The sequence below is a fragment of the Pseudomonas kielensis genome (genome assembly GCF_014236655.1).
GTDB classification, from domain to species: Bacteria; Pseudomonadota; Gammaproteobacteria; order Pseudomonadales; family Pseudomonadaceae; genus Aquipseudomonas; species Aquipseudomonas kielensis.
The window spans coordinates 17,316-33,421 of the sequence record NZ_JACMYG010000019.1 but is presented as its reverse complement, the minus strand read 5'-3'; the positions used below and the strand labels follow the sequence as shown (position 1 = coordinate 33,421).

General features: G+C 63.4%; 16 protein-coding genes and 1 tRNA gene. 3 read left to right on the top strand and 14 right to left on the bottom strand.

Features of this window, described 5'->3' with window-relative positions:
- Window positions 1-102 precede the first annotated feature (102 nt).
- Window positions 103-1,038: a LysR family transcriptional regulator gene (locus H7995_RS17730; RefSeq protein ID WP_185818685.1), complete on the top strand. Its 936-nt coding sequence runs from the start codon at window positions 103-105 to the stop codon at window positions 1,036-1,038.
- A 15-nt stretch (window positions 1,039-1,053) separates the two neighbouring features.
- On the opposite strand, the gene H7995_RS17725 is transcribed toward H7995_RS17730, so the two are convergent.
- Window positions 1,054-1,419, bottom strand: coding sequence for a 5-carboxymethyl-2-hydroxymuconate Delta-isomerase (locus H7995_RS17725; protein ID WP_166592257.1), 366 nt, complete (start codon window positions 1,417-1,419; stop codon window positions 1,054-1,056).
- A 77-nt stretch (window positions 1,420-1,496) separates the two neighbouring features.
- Window positions 1,497-2,417 carry a LysR substrate-binding domain-containing protein gene (locus H7995_RS17720; protein WP_185818684.1) on the bottom strand — a complete coding sequence of 307 codons (921 nt, stop codon included), beginning with the start codon at window positions 2,415-2,417 and terminating at the stop codon, window positions 1,497-1,499.
- Window positions 2,418-2,649: 232 nt separating this feature from the next.
- On the opposite strand from H7995_RS17720, the gene H7995_RS17715 reads away from it, so the two are divergent.
- Window positions 2,650-2,859 (top strand): hypothetical protein, encoded by a 210-nt coding sequence (locus H7995_RS17715; RefSeq protein ID WP_166592259.1) that lies wholly within the window; start codon window positions 2,650-2,652, stop codon window positions 2,857-2,859.
- 56 nt (window positions 2,860-2,915) lie between these two features.
- Here H7995_RS17715 and H7995_RS17710 read toward each other — a convergent pair whose 3' ends face one another.
- The 7 genes from H7995_RS17710 to H7995_RS17680 are packed head-to-tail and all read right to left on the bottom strand — an operon-like array spanning window position 2,916 to window position 10,513.
- Window positions 2,916-4,097 carry a pyridoxal phosphate-dependent aminotransferase gene (locus tag H7995_RS17710; RefSeq protein ID WP_185818683.1) on the bottom strand — a complete coding sequence of 394 codons (1,182 nt, stop codon included), beginning with the start codon at window positions 4,095-4,097 and terminating at the stop codon, window positions 2,916-2,918.
- A gap of 49 nt (window positions 4,098-4,146) precedes the next feature.
- Window positions 4,147-4,836: an ABC transporter permease gene (locus H7995_RS17705; protein WP_095171708.1), complete on the bottom strand. Its 690-nt coding sequence runs from the start codon at window positions 4,834-4,836 to the stop codon at window positions 4,147-4,149.
- Between the two features lie 12 nt (window positions 4,837-4,848).
- Window positions 4,849-5,562 carry an ABC transporter permease gene (locus H7995_RS17700; protein WP_166592261.1) on the bottom strand — a complete coding sequence of 238 codons (714 nt, stop codon included), beginning with the start codon at window positions 5,560-5,562 and terminating at the stop codon, window positions 4,849-4,851.
- A gap of 36 nt (window positions 5,563-5,598) precedes the next feature.
- Window positions 5,599-6,375, bottom strand: a complete 777-nt coding sequence (locus H7995_RS17695) for a transporter substrate-binding domain-containing protein (RefSeq protein WP_166592262.1) — start codon at window positions 6,373-6,375, stop codon at window positions 5,599-5,601.
- 52 nt (window positions 6,376-6,427) lie between these two features.
- Window positions 6,428-7,243 (bottom strand): ABC transporter ATP-binding protein, encoded by an 816-nt coding sequence (locus tag H7995_RS17690; protein ID WP_269780236.1) that lies wholly within the window; start codon window positions 7,241-7,243, stop codon window positions 6,428-6,430.
- A gap of 49 nt (window positions 7,244-7,292) precedes the next feature.
- Complete coding sequence (locus H7995_RS17685) at window positions 7,293-8,876, bottom strand: amidohydrolase (protein WP_166592263.1); 1,584 nt, start codon at window positions 8,874-8,876, stop codon at window positions 7,293-7,295.
- Between the two features lie 35 nt (window positions 8,877-8,911).
- Window positions 8,912-10,513 (bottom strand): 5-guanidino-2-oxopentanoate decarboxylase, encoded by a 1,602-nt coding sequence (locus H7995_RS17680; protein WP_185818682.1) that lies wholly within the window; start codon window positions 10,511-10,513, stop codon window positions 8,912-8,914.
- Window positions 10,514-10,762: 249 nt separating this feature from the next.
- Here H7995_RS17680 and H7995_RS17675 point away from each other — a divergent pair, with 249 nt between their 5' ends.
- Window positions 10,763-11,881: a succinylglutamate desuccinylase/aspartoacylase family protein gene (locus tag H7995_RS17675; RefSeq protein WP_185818681.1), complete on the top strand. Its 1,119-nt coding sequence runs from the start codon at window positions 10,763-10,765 to the stop codon at window positions 11,879-11,881.
- A 240-nt stretch (window positions 11,882-12,121) separates the two neighbouring features.
- On the opposite strand, the gene H7995_RS17670 is transcribed toward H7995_RS17675, so the two are convergent.
- The 5 genes from H7995_RS17670 to dapA form a co-directional block, all read right to left on the bottom strand.
- Window positions 12,122-12,211, bottom strand: a tRNA-Ser gene (locus H7995_RS17670).
- Window positions 12,212-12,294: 83 nt separating this feature from the next.
- Window positions 12,295-13,008: a phosphoribosylaminoimidazolesuccinocarboxamide synthase gene (purC, locus tag H7995_RS17665; RefSeq protein ID WP_095171833.1), complete on the bottom strand. Its 714-nt coding sequence runs from the start codon at window positions 13,006-13,008 to the stop codon at window positions 12,295-12,297.
- A gap of 28 nt (window positions 13,009-13,036) precedes the next feature.
- Window positions 13,037-13,795 carry an MBL fold metallo-hydrolase gene (locus H7995_RS17660; protein ID WP_166592273.1) on the bottom strand — a complete coding sequence of 253 codons (759 nt, stop codon included), beginning with the start codon at window positions 13,793-13,795 and terminating at the stop codon, window positions 13,037-13,039.
- 4 nt (window positions 13,796-13,799) lie between these two features.
- The gene (gene bamC, locus H7995_RS17655; RefSeq protein ID WP_166592274.1) at window positions 13,800-14,915 is read right to left on the bottom strand and encodes an outer membrane protein assembly factor BamC; all 1,116 of its coding nucleotides are present in this window, start codon (window positions 14,913-14,915) and stop codon (window positions 13,800-13,802) included.
- 17 nt (window positions 14,916-14,932) lie between these two features.
- Complete coding sequence (gene dapA, locus H7995_RS17650) at window positions 14,933-15,811, bottom strand: 4-hydroxy-tetrahydrodipicolinate synthase (RefSeq protein WP_185818680.1); 879 nt, start codon at window positions 15,809-15,811, stop codon at window positions 14,933-14,935.
- Window positions 15,812-16,106 lie beyond the last annotated feature (295 nt).

The window sequence follows — 16,106 nt, the reverse complement described above, 5'->3', positions numbered from 1 at the left end:
GCAAGCGGATCCGCGGCGCATGGTCCTGAGCGGCGCCTTCCGTTAGCATTCCCGGTTCAGGCGTGTGCGCAACCTGCGCACGCCGCTGAACGGATGCGATGGATGCTCAACAGTAACTTGCTGCGCAAGCTCGATATGCAGGACCTCATGGTGTTCATCGCGGTGTATGAACAGTGCAATGTCAGCGGCGTGTCCGACGCCCTGTGCGTCAGCCAATCCACCGTGAGTTACTGCCTGAAGAAACTGCGCACCAGCTTCGAGGACGAGCTGTTCATCAACACCCGGACCGGCATGCGGGCGACCGACAGGGCCAGCAGCATGTACCCCCATGTGCTGCAGATCATCGAGAGCATTAACCTGTGCCATGCCGGGGTCCAGGCGTTCGACCCGACTCGCCGGGCCGTGACCTTCAACCTCTGCGCCCCGGAGTATTTCGAACAGTTGATCCTGCCGCGCCTGCTGCAACGCTTCGCCCAGGTCGACCTGCCGGTGACCATCAATGTGCACAAACTCGAAAGTGACATTCCCGCCGAGGACCTGCGCGCCGGGCGCATCGACCTGGTGATCGGCTTCGGCCCGAACTTTCATCAGAACCACCGTGACTTCAAGTCCCAGGTGCTGCTCACCGATGACCTGGTGTGCGTGGTCGACCACCACGCGCCCCACCCGACGCCGCGCTTCAGCCTGCAGGATTTCGCCCAGCGCCGGCATGTCTTTCCCACGCCCTGGACGTCCAGTACCAACATGGTCGATGGCTGGCTCGCGCAACAGGCCCATAAACGGCAGGTTGTCGCGCGGGCCAATAGCTACAGTGCGGCGCTGAAGTTGATTGTCGGCACTGATTACCTGCTGGCCATGCCACGGCGTATCCAGCAGTTGCTGGCCAACGAACCCGGCTTCAGCCATTACGAGGCGCCCCAGGGGTTGCCGGGGTTCAGCCTGGATATGCTGTGGAGCGAGGCCAGCGATTTGGACAGCGCCAATACCTGGCTGCGCGAGCAGGTGACCAAGGCCTGCGCCGCGCAAGCGCTGGATTGACGTGTGCGGCGGGTCTCAGCGACCGATGGCGGTCTTGGTGTAGGACTCGCGGTCGATGTCCAGGACCTCGACGCACAGCTGCACCTCGACCCCGGCCGGCCATTCGCACACGTCCTGCAGGACCGCCAGCAGGCTATCGGACAATTGCTTCTTGATCGCCGGTGAACGGCCGCTGAGTATCGCCAGCCGCACCGCCACAAAGCCCCGCTCACCCATGCCGGTCCCCACGCGGAATGCGCCCACCTGCACGGCCCGACTCTTGATGTCGAACTCGTCGGCAAACTGCCCGGAACCGGCCAGCGCGTGGTTGAAACGCAGCAGCGCCACGTCCGCGTTGAGCCCTGGCAGGTTGTCGGTGTATTCCATGTGCAGGTGAGGCATTACTGTGCTCCTTGGGGTGTCGATCAAAGTGCCTACATATAGCACAGACCGCTCCTGCCACCCTCTGCGACATAAGCCTAGATCTGCGGTGCGCTGCGGTCACTCATGAAGGTTTCCAGGCGCGCGCGCAGCCAGCGTTCGGCCGGGTCGGTGTCGACGTGGCTGAGCCAGACCATGGACAGGTCCAGGGTCGGGGTGTGGAACGGGAACGGCTCCTTGAACAATTGCCCCGAGGCGGCCATGGCTGCGGCGGTGTAGTCCGGCAGGCTGGCGATCAGGTCGGTGCCCGCCAGCAAGGCCGGCAAGGCACTGTATTGCGGCACCGACAACACCACCTGGCGGGTCCGGCCAATCTCGGCCAGCCACTCATCGGCAAAGCCGCTGACGTTGGCTGTGTGCGAGACCAGCACGTGGGGCCGGGCGCAGTATTCGTCGAGGGTCAACGGCGTGTCCGAGGCGTCGGCGCGCAGGATGCTGGGCTGGATGTGGCGCAGTAATTTGCGCTTGGCGTTGGCCGGCAGGCCACGGGTCTGGCTGATGCCCACGGTGATATCGCCTGAGGCGAGCAAGTCGGGAATCCGCCAGTAGTCGACATGCTGGACCACGAACACCACCTGCGGCGCTTCCTGGCGCAAGGCGCGCAACAGCGGGGGCAGCAGGCCAAACTCGACGTCATCGGACAGGCCGATGCGAAAGGTCATGGTGCTGCTGGCGGGATCGAACTCGCGGGTCAGGCTCAGGGCCGACGACAAGGCGTCGAGCGCCGGAGACAGGTGCTGGATCAGCTCTTCGGCCCGCGCCGTGGGTTCCATGCGGTGACCGACCCGGATAAACAGCGGGTCGTTGAGCATGGTTCGCAGGCGGTTGAGGGCCGAGCTGATTGTGGGCTGGCCGAGAAACAGCTTTTCCGCCGCGCGTGTCACGTTGCGTTCGAGCATCAGCGTTTCAAACACCACCATCAGGTTGATGTCGGCCTTGCGCAGTTCATTGCGATTCATCTACCGCCCCCAGTCCCCAAGCCTGGCGACAGTTTATGAAGCCGTGGGGAGCGCCGTCCATCGGCATCGACGATTGATTGCACACCCGCGTTTAATAAATCGCGCGAGTCCACCCACGTCGTACAGCCTTTTCCTTTTTCGCCAGCAGGGCTGGTCCACAGAAAAAACCTGGTTACCCTCAAGGGAGTTTCGCCGCCTCTGCGCGAAACCGTCATCCATCAAGGAGCTACCCGTGGCCAGAGACAAAGCTAAAGACGACCTGTACTTCAACTGCACCCAGGACCATGAAGCCGAGTATGTGGCAGGGCTTTACCCCGCGACCGCGAAGAAAGAAGTCAAAGATTTCCTGGAACGGGCTTGCCGCACCAAGCTGCTGAACAACGCCACCCACCAGCAGGTGTATGACCTGATCGACAAGCAGTTGGGCTACAAACAGGCTTGAGACGAATGACGCCCGGCGGCCCCTTCACTCGGGGCGCCGGGTGCCATGAGCCACCGTCAGTTGCGGGCTTGAAGCCCTTCGATAAAGCCGGCGATTCGCCCACAGGCGTCGCTCAACGCGGCATCTGAGACAGTGAAGGAAATGCGCACGAAGCCGGCGGTGCTGGCCCCGAAGGCGCTGGCATCGAGGACCGAGACACCGGTGGCGCGGAACAGCTGCCAGGCGAAATCGGTGCTCGACAGGCCGGTATCCCGCACATCCACCAGCATGAACATGCCAGCCTCGGGCACCTTGCACTTGAGCAGCGGCACGTTGCGCAACTCGGCGACCACCAGGTCACGCCGACGGCGATACAACTCACGTGCCTGGCCGACCACCTGCTCATCCAGTTCCAGCGCCTTCAACGCGGCGGCCTGGATGAAGCCCGGCAAGCCATAGAGCATGCACAGCAGCAGGTTATCCAGGTGGCCGATCAGTTCCTGTGGCCCCACCACCCAGCCGACCCGCCAACCGGTCATGGCATGGGATTTGGACAGGCTGTTGAGCACCACGGTGCGCTCGCCCATGCCTTCCAGGGTCGCCACGCTCTGGTGTTCTCGATCGTAGGTGAGCTGGCCGTAGACCTCATCACTGATCACCCACAGGTTGTGCCGCTGGGCGACCAGGGCCACCGCCTCCAGTTCCTCGCGGGTGTAGACGTTGCCGGTGGGGTTGTTGGGCGTGGCCAGGGCGATGCCGCGGGTCTTGTCGGTCACCACCGCCTCGATGGCGGCCAGGGTCAAGCGGAAATCGTTTTCCGCCGGCTGGGCAATCGGCACCAGGCGGGCACCGCTGGCCTGGATGCTGGCCTCGTAGGTCAGGTACATCGGCGCCGGCACCAGCACTTCATCGCCGGTTTCGAACAGGCACATGGCGGTGGCGTACAAACCATTCTGCGCACCGGCCACCAGGGCCACGTTGGCGGCGGACACCGGCTGGCCGAGCAAGGCCGTCTGCTTGGCGGCAATCGCCTCGCGCAGGGCCGGGCGGCCGATCACGTGGCAGTAGTGGGTGTCGCCTTCGTTCAAGGCCTGGATCGCCGCCGCGCAGATCTCGTCGGCGGTGGCGAAGTCCGGATCGCCGATACTCAGGACGATGGCATCTTCACCCCGGGCCTGCGCATCACACGCGGCGTAGTGAATGTCCCAGGCACTGACCGTCTCACCGCTGATGCGCTGGACCATGGACGAATATTTCATGAATAACTCCTTGTGAGCCCTCGGGCCGACGTATCAACACAGTGTGAAGTCAGGCCTGTCGTTGGGGCGTTTTGCCGATACGGGCAAAGCCTTGTTCGATCAAGATCGCCAGAATGATGTAAATCACCGCTACCACCAGCAGCGGCTCATAAACCCGCAACGTTTGCGCACGCACCAGGTTGGCTGCACCGAGCAAGTCGGTGACCGCGACGGTGGAGGCCAGCGCCGTGGCCTTGAGCAGCATCACGCTCTCCCCCGCCAGGGTCGGGCGCAGCATCTGCAAGGCACGCGGCATCCACACTCGCCGCAGTACCAGCCAGGGCCGCATGCCATAGGCCCGCCCCGCTTCCAGCTCGCCACGCGGAACCGCGCGCAAGCCACCGCGCAGCACTTCGCCGACATAGGCCGAAACGCTCAGGGTCAGGGCGAACGCAACGTACCAGAAACCTTCACGCAAGTACGGCCAGAACATGCTGCCGCGAATCAACGGGAAGGTGGCGAACAGGCTACCCACGCCGTAGTAAAGCACGTAGATCTGCACCAGCAAGGGCGTGCCCCGCAGGACGCTGGTGTAGAACCGCAGGCCGTTGGCCAGGAAGCGGTTCTTCGACAAGCGCCCCAGGGCCACGCCCACCGCCATCAGGAACCCGAAAAAACCCGAGATCAGCAACAGTTGCAGGGTCAGCCCTGCCCCCTTGACCAACTCGTTGTAAAAACTGCTCAACCACTGAAAGTCCATGCCTGCCCTTCCCTATGAGTGCCGTGGCATCCAGCGTTCGAAGCGAACTTCGACCTGCCGGAACACCGAACTGGAAACCAGCGTGATCAGGTAATAGAACGCCGCGACCGCGAGGTAGAACAGCAAGTAGTGTTTGGTCGAGGCCGCGGCCTGGCGCCCGGCGGTCAGCAGTTCGCTGTAGCCGACCACGCTGATCAGCGCGCTTTCCTTGACCAGCACCAGCCACAGATTGGACAGCCCGGCGATGGCGAACGGCAGCATGCTCGGCAGGATCACCCGGCGTACCAGCATCAAGCGGTTGATGCCATAGGAGCGCGCGGCTTCGATCTGGCCGTGGGGAATCGACTCGATCGCCCCGCGGATGATCTCCCCCGAGTACGCGCCCTGCACAATGCCCAGCACCACCACGGCGGCCATGAAGCCGTTGATTTCGACACTCGGTTGACCGAGCGCCGCCATCGTCAGGTTGATCAGGTCGGCACCGGCGTAATACAGCAGCAGGATCAGCAACAGCTCCGGCACCGCGCGGTACAAGGTGGTGTAGCAATTGGCGCAGACCACCATCCAGCGTGGTCCCTTGAGTTTGACCATGGCCACGATCAAGCCGATCGACAGGCCCAGGACAAAGGCGCCCAGGGAAATACCCAGGGTTTTCACCATGCCCTGCGCCAGGGCCTGGAGCCAGCCGTCGGTAAAAAACAGCCGGGAAATTTCAGAAACAGTCATGAGCACACCTTCGCTGGGTTTGCTTGAAGTACCGGCTTACTCGAGGGCCGAGATGTCGGTCTTGAAGTAGCGCTCACGAATTTTTTCGTAGCTGCCGTCGGTACGCAGCGCTTGCAGGGCGACGTTCAGGCGCTCACGCAGCGCATCGTTGCCCTTGCGCACACCCGCCCCCACGCCGTCACCGAACAAGGGGTCGAGCGGAGCCACGCCTTTGCTCGCGAGCATGGCGTTGTCCGGCAGTTCGAGCAGCGGCTCGACCACCAACTGGTCGGCCAGCATGATATCGACACGCCCGCTGCGCAGGTCGGCGAGCAGGTCGTCCTGGTCGTTGTAGTAACGGATGGTCGAGTCCTCGGCGTAGTACTTCTTGACGAAGGCGGCGTGGGTGGTGGAACCCTGCACGCCGATGATCTTGCCCTTGAGGCCGGCCGGGGTTGGGTCCAGTTCCAGGTTGCGCTCGCCGATCCACAGGGCGCGGGTGAAGAAGTACGGCTGGGTGAAGTCGATCACCTGCTGGCGCTCGGGGGTGATCGACAGGGAGTTGAGCACCACGTCGACCTGCTGCGACTTGAGCGCCGGGATCAGACCGTCCCAGGACATTTCATTGAGGGTGCATTCGGCCTGCATACGGGCGCAGACGGCGGTGATCATCTCCGGCTCGAAGCCGCTCCAGTCGCCCTTGCCGCTCTTGAACGAGAACGGCGGATAGGGTTCCAGGGCGATGCCGAACACCAGTTTGTCCGCGGCCATCGCGCTGCTCGCGATGCCGGCCAGCAAGCAGGCTTGCAGGGTAACCAACAGAGTTTTTTTCATGCAGGGTGCCTCTTTCAGGTTGTTGTTATCGAGGTTGAAAAAACCGAGGTGATTACCCGCGGTTGTCCTGGGCCATGACAAATTGCCGGCAGCGTTCGCTGCGCGGATCCAGCAGTACCTGTTGCGGCGGGCCTTCTTCCTCGACCCGGCCCTGGTGCAGGTAAATCACCTTGCTCGACACATCACGGGCAAAGGCCATTTCGTGGGTCACCAGAATCATCGTGCGGCCTTCCTCGGCGATGCCCTGGATCACCCGCAACACTTCGCCCACCAGTTCCGGGTCGAGGGCCGAGGTTGGTTCATCGAACAGCATCACTTGCGGGCGCATGGCCAGGGCCCGGGCGATGGCCACGCGCTGTTGCTGGCCACCGGACAAAAACGCCGGGTAGACATTGCGTTTGTCGATCAGGCCGACCTTTTCCAGCAGTTGCTCGGCGTGGGCGGTGGCTTCCTTGCGGTCCTCGCCGAGCACATAGACCGGGGCTTCGATGACGTTCTCCAGCACCGTGCGGTGGGGCCACAGGTTGAAGCTCTGGAACACCATGCTCAGGCGGGTGCGCAGGCGCTCGACCTGACGCGGATCGGCGACCTGCGCGACCCCGTGGCGCCCGGTCTTGAGGCGCACTTCCTCGCCATTGATGCGCAGGCTGCCACTGCAGGGGATTTCCAGCAGGTTGATGCAGCGCAGCAGCGTGCTCTTGCCCGAGCCGCTGGAGCCGATCAGCGAGACCACCTCGCCCTCCTTGGCGCGCATCGAAATGCCCTTGAGCACGTGGTGGTCGGCGTAGCTTTTATGCAGGTCGTCAATGGCGACGACCGAGGTGTCTGCTGCCGGCTGCGGGATGTTCACGTTGGTGAGTGCTTGCACGTCTGGCTCCTCGAAGACTGGGGGTTGCGGTACGCAGGGCGGCGGGGCATTACTCGTCCTCGCGCGCCGGGATCCACCACTCCTCGCCGCGCACGGTGGTGATGTACTCCGGCCAGCGGAAACGGTGCGGCGCCTGGAAGTCGGCGGGCAGCAGGGGCGCCTGCCAGTGTTCGCCACCGATGCCACCGCCGGTGCGCTGGTCGAACTCGGCCTTGGCCGCCGCCAGCAGGTCGTCGTTGCAGAACAGGTCGAGCAAAGTGCTGGCGATGGTTTTGGCCGCCACGTCGATCATCGGGTCGATGGTCTGCGGAATGCCGCCCAGGGCGTTCGAGACCCAGTCCGGGTAGACATGGCCGGCGGGCGCGGCGAGCATCGGCCGCGCGACGAGCAGGCGCACGGTCGGGCAATGCCAGGTGTATTCGGGGTAGTCGTCGGAGGTCAGGTACTTCTGCCAGGCCGGCATTTGCAGGCGCATCTGACGTTCGCATTCCTGCGGCTCGATCAATTGTTCGATGGCCGGCAGGAAGGGTTCGGCCATCGGTTCCAGGCCCAGGTTGCGCTGGATTTCCCGGGCGATCTCGCAGGCTTCCAGGCCCCATTGCGGCGCGCCGATGGCGGCCAGGTTGTCGTAGGTGGCCTGGGCCAGTACATGGTTGGCCAGGCCACCACGGGACTTGCACACCCAGGTCTTTTTCCACTGGCAACCGGTGGCCATCGCAGCGGCGGCGGCATTGTTGTCCATCACCGAGGAGATGGTTTCGGCCTGCTCGATCGAATCGCAGCGCAGCAGGTACTGGATCTGCGACAGATGCGGCGGCAGGTTATCGGCGGTGGCCTGGCCGGCGGTGAGGATGGCTTCGTTGTAGCTCCACAGGCCGGTGAACGGCAGGGTCGAACGACGCAGGCTTTCGTTGAGGTTGTAGAAGTGCATCAGCGCATCGTTGGCCCCGGGCGCGCGGGCGGCCAGGTGGTTCTGCGGGATGGGGCTGTAGCGGTCGGCGGCGATCCAGTTCTCGGGATCTTCGCAGGTGAAGCTGTAGATGTAGGCGTAGGCGATCCCGCAATGGGTATCCCAGGTGGTGGTGTTGTTCAGCGGCAACATATAGGTGGGGTGAAAGCTGATGGCCGCATCCAGGTTGTCGTAGTACCCCTTGGCGGCGTGCACCGGCTTGGAGGCGCGCAGCTTTTCGGCCGGCTCGCCGAAGAAGCGGATGGTGCCCTGGATGCCGAACTCGAGCATCGCCGCCTTGGCCGCCAGCACCCCACCCAGGGCACTGATGCCCAGCGCCGAATGCGGATCGGTGTGCCCGGGGGCAAACCGCGACAGACCCTCACGCGGCATCTTGCGGGTGGTCGCCGCCTGGCAATTGCCGGGGACCGCGTCGTACTCGGCGTAGGTCGCCAACACCGGGCCATTGCCGTTGCTGAAGGTGGCGCAGAAGGCGGTCGGCATGCCGCCACTGCCCTCTTCCACGGTGAAGCCTTCCTTGCGCAGCAGCTCTACATACCAGGCGCAGGACTTGTACTCGCGAAACGCCGGTTCCGCGTAGTGCCAGATGATCTGGTGCCAATCGGACAACTGCTGGCGGTGCTGGTCGATCCATTTACGGGCAAATCGTTTCTGCAATTCCATGCGGCTCTCTCCCAAGGGATTCGGCAAAGGGGTGCTCAGGCAGACAGGAAGGCTGCGGCGTCCAGTTCCAGCAGGACCGGCTGGCGGGTGTCGGCCAGGCGGATCAGTGCTTCGCGCAACTGCTCGCGGCTGCTCACCGACTGGTGCTGGACGTGGCAGGACTTGGCCAGCGCGGCGAAGTCCGGCGGCAGGATGTCGACACCCAGCGGCGGGATTTCGCGGGCGGTCATGTAGTCGCGGATCTCGGCGTAGCAATGGTTGTTCCACAGCACCACGATCACCCCCGCCTCGGCCTCACGCGCAGCGATCAGCTCGGCGCTGGAGAACTGCACCCCGCCGTCCCCCACCACCGCCAGCACCGGGCGCTCGGGCATCGCCAGCTTGGCGCCGATCGCCGCCGGCAAGCCGTAGCCCAGGGTGCCGAAACCGGTGCCGGCGTTGAACCAGCTGTTGGCTTGCGGCGCCCGGTAGCCGAGCGCGCCCTGGTACACCGGCTGGGTCGAGTCGCCGACCACAATCGGTGCCGGCAGGCTGTCGCGCAGGGTGTCGAGCATGTGCTGCATAACGTTTTGCTTGGGGCTCCAGCTCGCCCGCTCGGCGGCATTGACCCGCGCCACGCTGAGGCCGGCCCAGTCGCAGGCGGAGCGTTCAGGCACGGCATTGAGGAGCGCCTGCAGACCTTGCCCGGCGTCGCCCAGCAAACCGACATCGGCACGGGCCGCGCCGAGAATCTGCAGCGGGTCGATGTCCAGGCGAATCAGCGGCGCATTCAAGACCAGCGGCCCGAGGCCAAAGAAGTCGTAGTCGGTTTCGCCCAGCTCGGTGCCGACCGCCAGGACCACATCGGCCTCGGCAAACAACGCCCGGCCATGGGCCGACGACTGCACGCCATCGAGCAGCAACGGATGCTCCGGCGCCAGCAGGCCACGGGCATTGGTGGTCAGGGCGACGGGGGCCTGCAGCCGCTCGGCCAGCGCTTGCAGCACCGGGCCGGCACGTCGGGCGCCGCCACCTGCGAGGATCAATGGCTTGCGCGCGGCGGCCAGCAGTTGCACCGCCGCGTCGATATTCACCGCGGCCGGAGCCGGGGCTTGCGGCAAGGTGCGCGGGCGCAGGTCGAGGCCATCAGCTGGCATCTCCAGCACGTCGAGGGGGATTTCGATGTGCACCGGCCGCGGCCGCGCACAACTGAACAGCGCAAAGGCGCGGGCCAGCAGTTCGGGCAATTCCTGTGGGCGCTGCAGGGTATGGCTGAAGGCGCAGACCCCGGAGACGACGGCACGCTGGTCGGGCATTTCATGCAGGTAGCCGTGGCCCAGGCGCTGGTGCTCGCGGCGGCTGGTGGTGGAGATCACCAGCATCGGCACCGAGTCGGCGTAGGCCTGGCCCATGGCGGTGAGGATATTGGTCATGCCGGGGCCGGTAATGATGAAGCACACTCCCGGCTTGCCGCTGGCGCGGGCATAACCGTCGGCCATGAACCCGGCACCCTGCTCGTGCCGTGGGCTGATGTGGCGCAGCGAACTGCCGTGCAATCCGCGATACAGCTCGACCGTGTGCACGCCGGGAATGCCGAACACCGACTCCACGCCGTAGCCTTCGAGTAACTGGACGAGCGCCTGGGCACAACTGGTCATGCGAGCACCTCTGTATTGTTATGGTTATGTCAGGCATGCGCGGCCTGATTCGAGGGCTCTAGTATTGGTGACAAAACAATTACATCAATCGAAATAAATTTGCGTCTTTGTCCAATTTAATTGAACAGAGCGGCCGTCGATGACGGGGCGAAAGGATCATATTGCTCACCAGTGGCGGGCAAATTATTCGATTGTGGGGGTCGGTGTTTTTCATAAAGATGCTGCGACGGCCCCCATAAGGAAGACCCCATGCACGTCCGGCACCACCCCCTCTTGACCCGCAATCCCTGCACCCAGCGCCAGCTGATCAGCCTGCATTACGGTCAGCCCGGGGGCGCCGGCAAGGTGTACCTGCAAGCCAGCCTGCACGCCGACGAGTTGCCCGGCATGCTGGCGCTGCATCATTTGCGTTTGCTGCTGGACGAGGCTGAGGCCCGTGGCGAGGTCCTCGGGGAAATCGTGCTGGTGCCGATCGCCAACCCGATCGGCCTGGAACAGACCCTGATGCACGATGCCATGGGTCGTTTTGACTTCAACAGCGGCGAGAACTTCAACCGGCGTTACCCGGACCTGGCGCAGATGATCCAGGCGCAGCTTGGCGCTGAGCTGAACGACGACCCGCAACACAACCAGCAGCTCATTCGCCGCGCCATGGCCGCAGCCTTGAAGCGAATGTTGCCGGGCAGCGAGCTCGACTCCCTGCGCCAGGCCCAACTGCTGCTGGCCCACGACGCCGATTTCGTCCTCGACCTGCATTGCGACGCCCAGGCGGTGGTCCACCTGTACGGCGAAACCCCCTATCAGGCCCAACTCGAACCGCTGGCCCGCTACATCGGCGCCCAGGCCACCCTGCTGGCCAGCGGCACCGGTGCCGGCTCGTTCGACGAAGCCTGCGGTCAACCCTGGTGGCGTCTGGCACAACAGTTCGCCGGCCGCTTCCCGATCCCCTCCGGCTGCGTCGCCGCCACCGTCGAGTTGCGCGGCGAAGCACAAGTCGAACACCCACTGGCCCGCCAGGACGCCGCCGCGCTCTACGCCTTCCTTCAACACCGGGGCCTGCTCGCCGGCACCCCGCCGCCACTACCCGCCCTGCTCCAGCCCATCACCCCCTTCGACGGCTCCCTGACCCTGCGCGCCCCGTGCGCCGGGCTGGTGGTGTTCCTGCACAGCCCGGGCGCCTGGATCGAGCGCGATCAACCGTTGGTCCACATCATTGACCCCATCAGCGGCACGACCCAGGTGGTGTGCAGCACCACGAGTGGGGTGATGTACATGCGCAGCGCCATCCGCTTTGCCGCGGCGGGAGTGGAGTTGTGCAAGGTGGCGGGAGCGGTGCCGTTGGCGGGTGGGGTGGTGGTTTCGGCGTGATCGGTATGCCAAGAAAGCACTGAGTCACCTCGAGTCTTATGTGAGAGCCGTCTGCTTGCTATGGCCGCGAGCATAACCCCCTGCTCACCGGTGAAACGTGGCGCTCTTGGGACCATCGCGAGCAAGCTCGCTCATTCAGTGATGAGTAGTCCTTAACTACGCTGGCAGCGTCCCGAAGATAAAAAACACAGAACGAAAAAGCCCCCGTGCTTTTCAGCGACGGGGGCTTTTTCTATGTAATGGCGGAGAGATAGGGATTCGAACCCTAGGTACCGGTGAAGGTACAACGGATTTCGAATCCGTCCCATTCGGCCACTCTGGCATCTCTCCAACGGCGCGCATCATAACAGCAGCTTCACCGAATGCAAACCCTAAAGTGAATTTTTTTCCGTGCTATCAGATGCTTGCGTCGATTACAGCGGTACGCCAAGGCGGTTGGCGACTTCTTCGTAGGCTTCGATGACGTCGCCCAGACCCTGGCGGAAGCGGTCCTTGTCCATTTTCTTGCCGGTGGCTTTGTCCCACAGGCGGCAGCCGTCCGGGCTGAATTCGTCGCCCAGGACGATGCTGCCGTCATGGAATACGCCGAATTCGAGCTTGAAGTCGACCAGCAGCAGGCCGGCGTCGTCGAACAGTTTGCTCAGCACTTCGTTGACCTTGAGCGACAGTTCTTTCATGCGAACCAGTTGCTCGGCAGTGCCCCAACCGAACGCCACGACGTGGGATTCGTTGATGAACGGGTCGCCCTTGGCGTCGTCCTTGAGGAACAGTTCGAAGGTGTAAGGGTTGAGCTTCATGCCCTCCTCCACACCCAGGCGCTTGACCAGGCTGCCGGCGGCGTAGTTACGCACGACGCATTCAACCGGGATCATGTCCAGCTTCTTCACCAGGCACTCGTTGTCGCCCAGCAGTTTGTCGAATTGGGTCGGCACGCCGGCGGCTTCGAGTTTCTGCATGATGAAGGCGTTGAACTTGTTGTTCACCATGCCTTTGCGGTCAAGCTGTTCGATGCGCTTGCCGTCGAACGCCGAGGTGTCGTTGCGAAACAGCAGGATCAAACGGTTAGCGTCGTCGGTCTGGTAAACCGACTTGGCTTTGCCGCGGTAGAGTTCTTCACGTTTTTCCATGATGGGCTCCGCTTGCTAAGTAGATGGGCTAGGCGATATGTCGCCAGTCGAGCCCTGAATCTTGATCGGCCAGTTGCAGCCAGTCCGGGTCGCACCCGAGGGTGTCGACAAAACATTGCCGGGCCAGCTGCGGCAGGTTGTTCTTGCTGCTCAGATGGGCCAGTACCAGGTGTTGCAGGTCTTTCCAGCCCAACTCGGACACCAGGAATGCCGCCTGGTGGTTGTTCAAATGTCCCAGCTCACCCCCCACCCGCTGCTTGAGAAAGGTCGGGTAGTGACCACGAGCCAAACGGTCGCGGCAGTGGTTGGACTCGATCATCAACGCATCGAGGTCCTTGTAGCCGTCCAGCACGGTGGCGCAGTACGAACCCAGGTCGGTCAGCAGACCAAAACGCCGGGTGCCGTCACTGAAGACGTACTGCGTCGGCTCCTGCGCGTCGTGGGCCACGGCGATCACGCCAATGTCCAGCCCGCCGATCTGCAGATGGTCTCCCCCGGCCACGAACCCTGCCGGATCAACCGGCTTGCGCATCCCGCGCAAGGTGCCACGACTGAGGTAAACCGGAATATTGTAGCGCCGAGACAGCAAACCCACGCCATGCACGTGGTCGGCATGTTCGTGGGTCACCAGTATCGCGCTCAGTTGCGCCGGGTTTATCCCCAGGCGCAGCAGGCGTTTTTCGGTTTCTCGCAGGGAGAAACCACAATCGACCAGCACGACGGTGTCGTCACTGGCTATCAGCGTGCCGTTCCCTTGGCTACCGCTGCCGAGAACGGCAAAACGCATCAGATCAGCCCAGGTTGTCCTGAATCACGCCCAACACTTTGCGCGCCACTTCAGCCGGCGCAACGGTGTTGATGTCTTTCTCGACGGTCACCTGGACGTTCTCGCCGACCTTGCTCAGGCGCACCTGGTAACGCTCGGCGCGGGCCTCGACTTCTTCCTTGACCGGAGAGCTGCCGAACAGGCTGGCGAAGAAGCCAGGCTTCTCGTCTTTGCGCTCGGCTTTTTCGGCCAGGTTGATGTAGTACAGGCCCAGGCTGCGGTTGATGTCTTCGACGCGCCATTCGCCTTGCTCCAGCGCGCGACCCACGCTCGACCAGGCACGGTCCAGATCGTTGCCGACGTTGAGCACCGGGTTGCCGCTGCCGTCTTCGATCAGGCTGACACGGCTTGGGGTATCGAAATCACGGGAAGCGAGCATCGACACCGAACCGCCCTTCTCGGAGATGCGGCTCATGCTGACCAGCATGTCGTCGACCAGCGCAGCGTCCAGGCCAGTGTTGACCGAACGGTTGGTGAAGGCCACGTCGTCGCTGCTGCCGGCAGGACGCTCGGCGCTGACCACGTAGACTTCACTGGTGTTGCGCTGCACGCCTGGCTCGATGCGCACCCGTACGCGGGTTTCGGCATCGGAGGCCACGCCGGCGCTGGCCAGGCGTTTGGTCATGGTTGCCGACAGTTCGTCGGAACGCTGCCAGGTGGTGGTGAATTCGCCGGTTTGCGGACGCTGCTGGTCCAGGCGGAAACCGTTGTCCTGGAAGAACTGCACCGCCACTGGCCAGACTTCGGCCGGTGGACGCTGCGCCATCACCCAGCGCGAGTCGCCGCTTTTCTGCAGGCTGTAGTCGCTGGCCTCGGCAATTGCCGTCAACGGCTGCGGACGTGGCACCACGTACTCGCCCTTGACGGTGTCGTCGGCCACGTTGCGCGGGATCGGCAGCAGTGGGTCCAGGCGCTTGGCGGTCTGGACATCCGGCGGCAGTTGCATCGGGGCAGTCTGTTGCGCTTCGAGGTAATCGCTACCACGGTCACGGAAATAACCTTCCGGGCCCCAGACCCATCCACAGCCACTGGTGCTGGAGATAATCAAGGCAAGTGCGGAAAGTCCGGCCAGTCGCTTCATGCGTATTACTTCCTCAATTAAACCAATACGCCGGACTGGCGCAGGGCCTGTCGCAGCGGTTCGTGACAGGCTTCGCTGAGCCAGGTGAGCGGCAGACGGATACCGTCCGGCATCAGGCCCATCTCATGCAGCGCCCATTTCACGGGGATAGGGTTGGACTCGATAAACAGGGTTTTATTGAGTGGCATCAGTTTTTCGTGGATCGCCCGTGCGGTCACGGCGTCACCCTTGAGGGCGGCGTTGCACAGGTCGGCCATGTCGCGCGGGGCAACGTTGGCGGTCACCGAGATGTTGCCTTTGCCGCCCAGCAGGATCAGTTCCACGGCAGTGGCGTCGTCACCGGAGAACACCAGGAAGTCCTCGCTCACGCCATCGAGGATGGCCTTGGCGCGGGACAGGTCGCCTGTGGCTTCCTTGATCCCGATGATGTTGTTCACGGTCGACAGGCGGATCACGGTCTCGGCCTGCATGTCGCACGCCGTGCGGCCCGGTACGTTGTAGAGGATCTGCGGGATGTCGACGGCTTCGGCGATGGCCTTGAAGTGCTGGTACAGGCCTTCTTGCGTCGGCTTGTTGTAGTACGGCGTCACCAGCAGGCAGGCATCGGCGCCGGCGGTCTTGGCATTGGAGGTCAGCTCGATCGCTTCACGCGTCGAGTTGGCGCCGGTACCGGCGATCACCGGGATACGCCCGGCTACCTGCTTGACCACATAACGAATCACTTCGATATGTTCGTTTACGTCGAGGGTTGCCGACTCACCCGTGGTACCGACGGCCACGATGGCGTGGGTGCCGTTTTGCAGGTGAAAGTCTACCAGTTTGCTGAGGCTGTCCCAGTCCAGACGACCCTGTGCATCCATGGGTGTGACCAGTGCCACCATACTGCCCGCAATCATGCAACCGCTCCTGCCGGAAAAAGAGAGCGGTAATGGTACTGGCGCCAAGATGCTTGCACAAGCGAAGTACTGCGCTCATGCCATTCCCCTTGGCGCCGCTTTTCGCTACCCTTCAGACTTTGATCAGTACCGACAGGCTCGTGCGCCGGGTTCAAGCCTCCATTTTCGGCTCCACAAGCCCCGCCCCTGCGTTGCCATCTACCCGAACTCACCTTGTTTGAGCTCGAAGCAACCCTCTGGCTCAGGCTTTGTTGATAGCGCATCCGGACCCACACCCGACGAATCAGCCTATAAA

Excerpts from the sequence above, each read along its gene's own strand:
- H7995_RS17730 (WP_185818685.1), top strand. The coding sequence starts at position 103 with ATGCTCAACAGTAACTTGCTGCGCAAGCTCGATATGCAGGACCTCATG.
- H7995_RS17725 (WP_166592257.1), bottom strand. The coding sequence starts at position 1,419 with ATGCCTCACCTGCACATGGAATACACCGACAACCTGCCAGGGCTCAAC.
- H7995_RS17720 (WP_185818684.1), bottom strand. The coding sequence starts at position 2,417 with ATGAATCGCAATGAACTGCGCAAGGCCGACATCAACCTGATGGTGGTG.
- H7995_RS17710 (WP_185818683.1), bottom strand. The coding sequence starts at position 4,097 with ATGAAATATTCGTCCATGGTCCAGCGCATCAGCGGTGAGACGGTCAGT.
- H7995_RS17705 (WP_095171708.1), bottom strand. The coding sequence starts at position 4,836 with ATGGACTTTCAGTGGTTGAGCAGTTTTTACAACGAGTTGGTCAAGGGG.
- H7995_RS17700 (WP_166592261.1), bottom strand. The coding sequence starts at position 5,562 with ATGACTGTTTCTGAAATTTCCCGGCTGTTTTTTACCGACGGCTGGCTC.
- H7995_RS17695 (WP_166592262.1), bottom strand. The coding sequence starts at position 6,375 with ATGAAAAAAACTCTGTTGGTTACCCTGCAAGCCTGCTTGCTGGCCGGC.
- H7995_RS17685 (WP_166592263.1), bottom strand. The coding sequence starts at position 8,876 with ATGGAATTGCAGAAACGATTTGCCCGTAAATGGATCGACCAGCACCGC.
- H7995_RS17680 (WP_185818682.1), bottom strand. The coding sequence starts at position 10,513 with ATGACCAGTTGTGCCCAGGCGCTCGTCCAGTTACTCGAAGGCTACGGC.
- H7995_RS17675 (WP_185818681.1), top strand. The coding sequence starts at position 10,763 with ATGCACGTCCGGCACCACCCCCTCTTGACCCGCAATCCCTGCACCCAG.
- purC (WP_095171833.1), bottom strand. The coding sequence starts at position 13,008 with ATGGAAAAACGTGAAGAACTCTACCGCGGCAAAGCCAAGTCGGTTTAC.
- H7995_RS17660 (WP_166592273.1), bottom strand. The coding sequence starts at position 13,795 with ATGCGTTTTGCCGTTCTCGGCAGCGGTAGCCAAGGGAACGGCACGCTG.
- bamC (WP_166592274.1), bottom strand. The coding sequence starts at position 14,915 with ATGAAGCGACTGGCCGGACTTTCCGCACTTGCCTTGATTATCTCCAGC.
- dapA (WP_185818680.1), bottom strand. The coding sequence starts at position 15,811 with ATGATTGCGGGCAGTATGGTGGCACTGGTCACACCCATGGATGCACAG.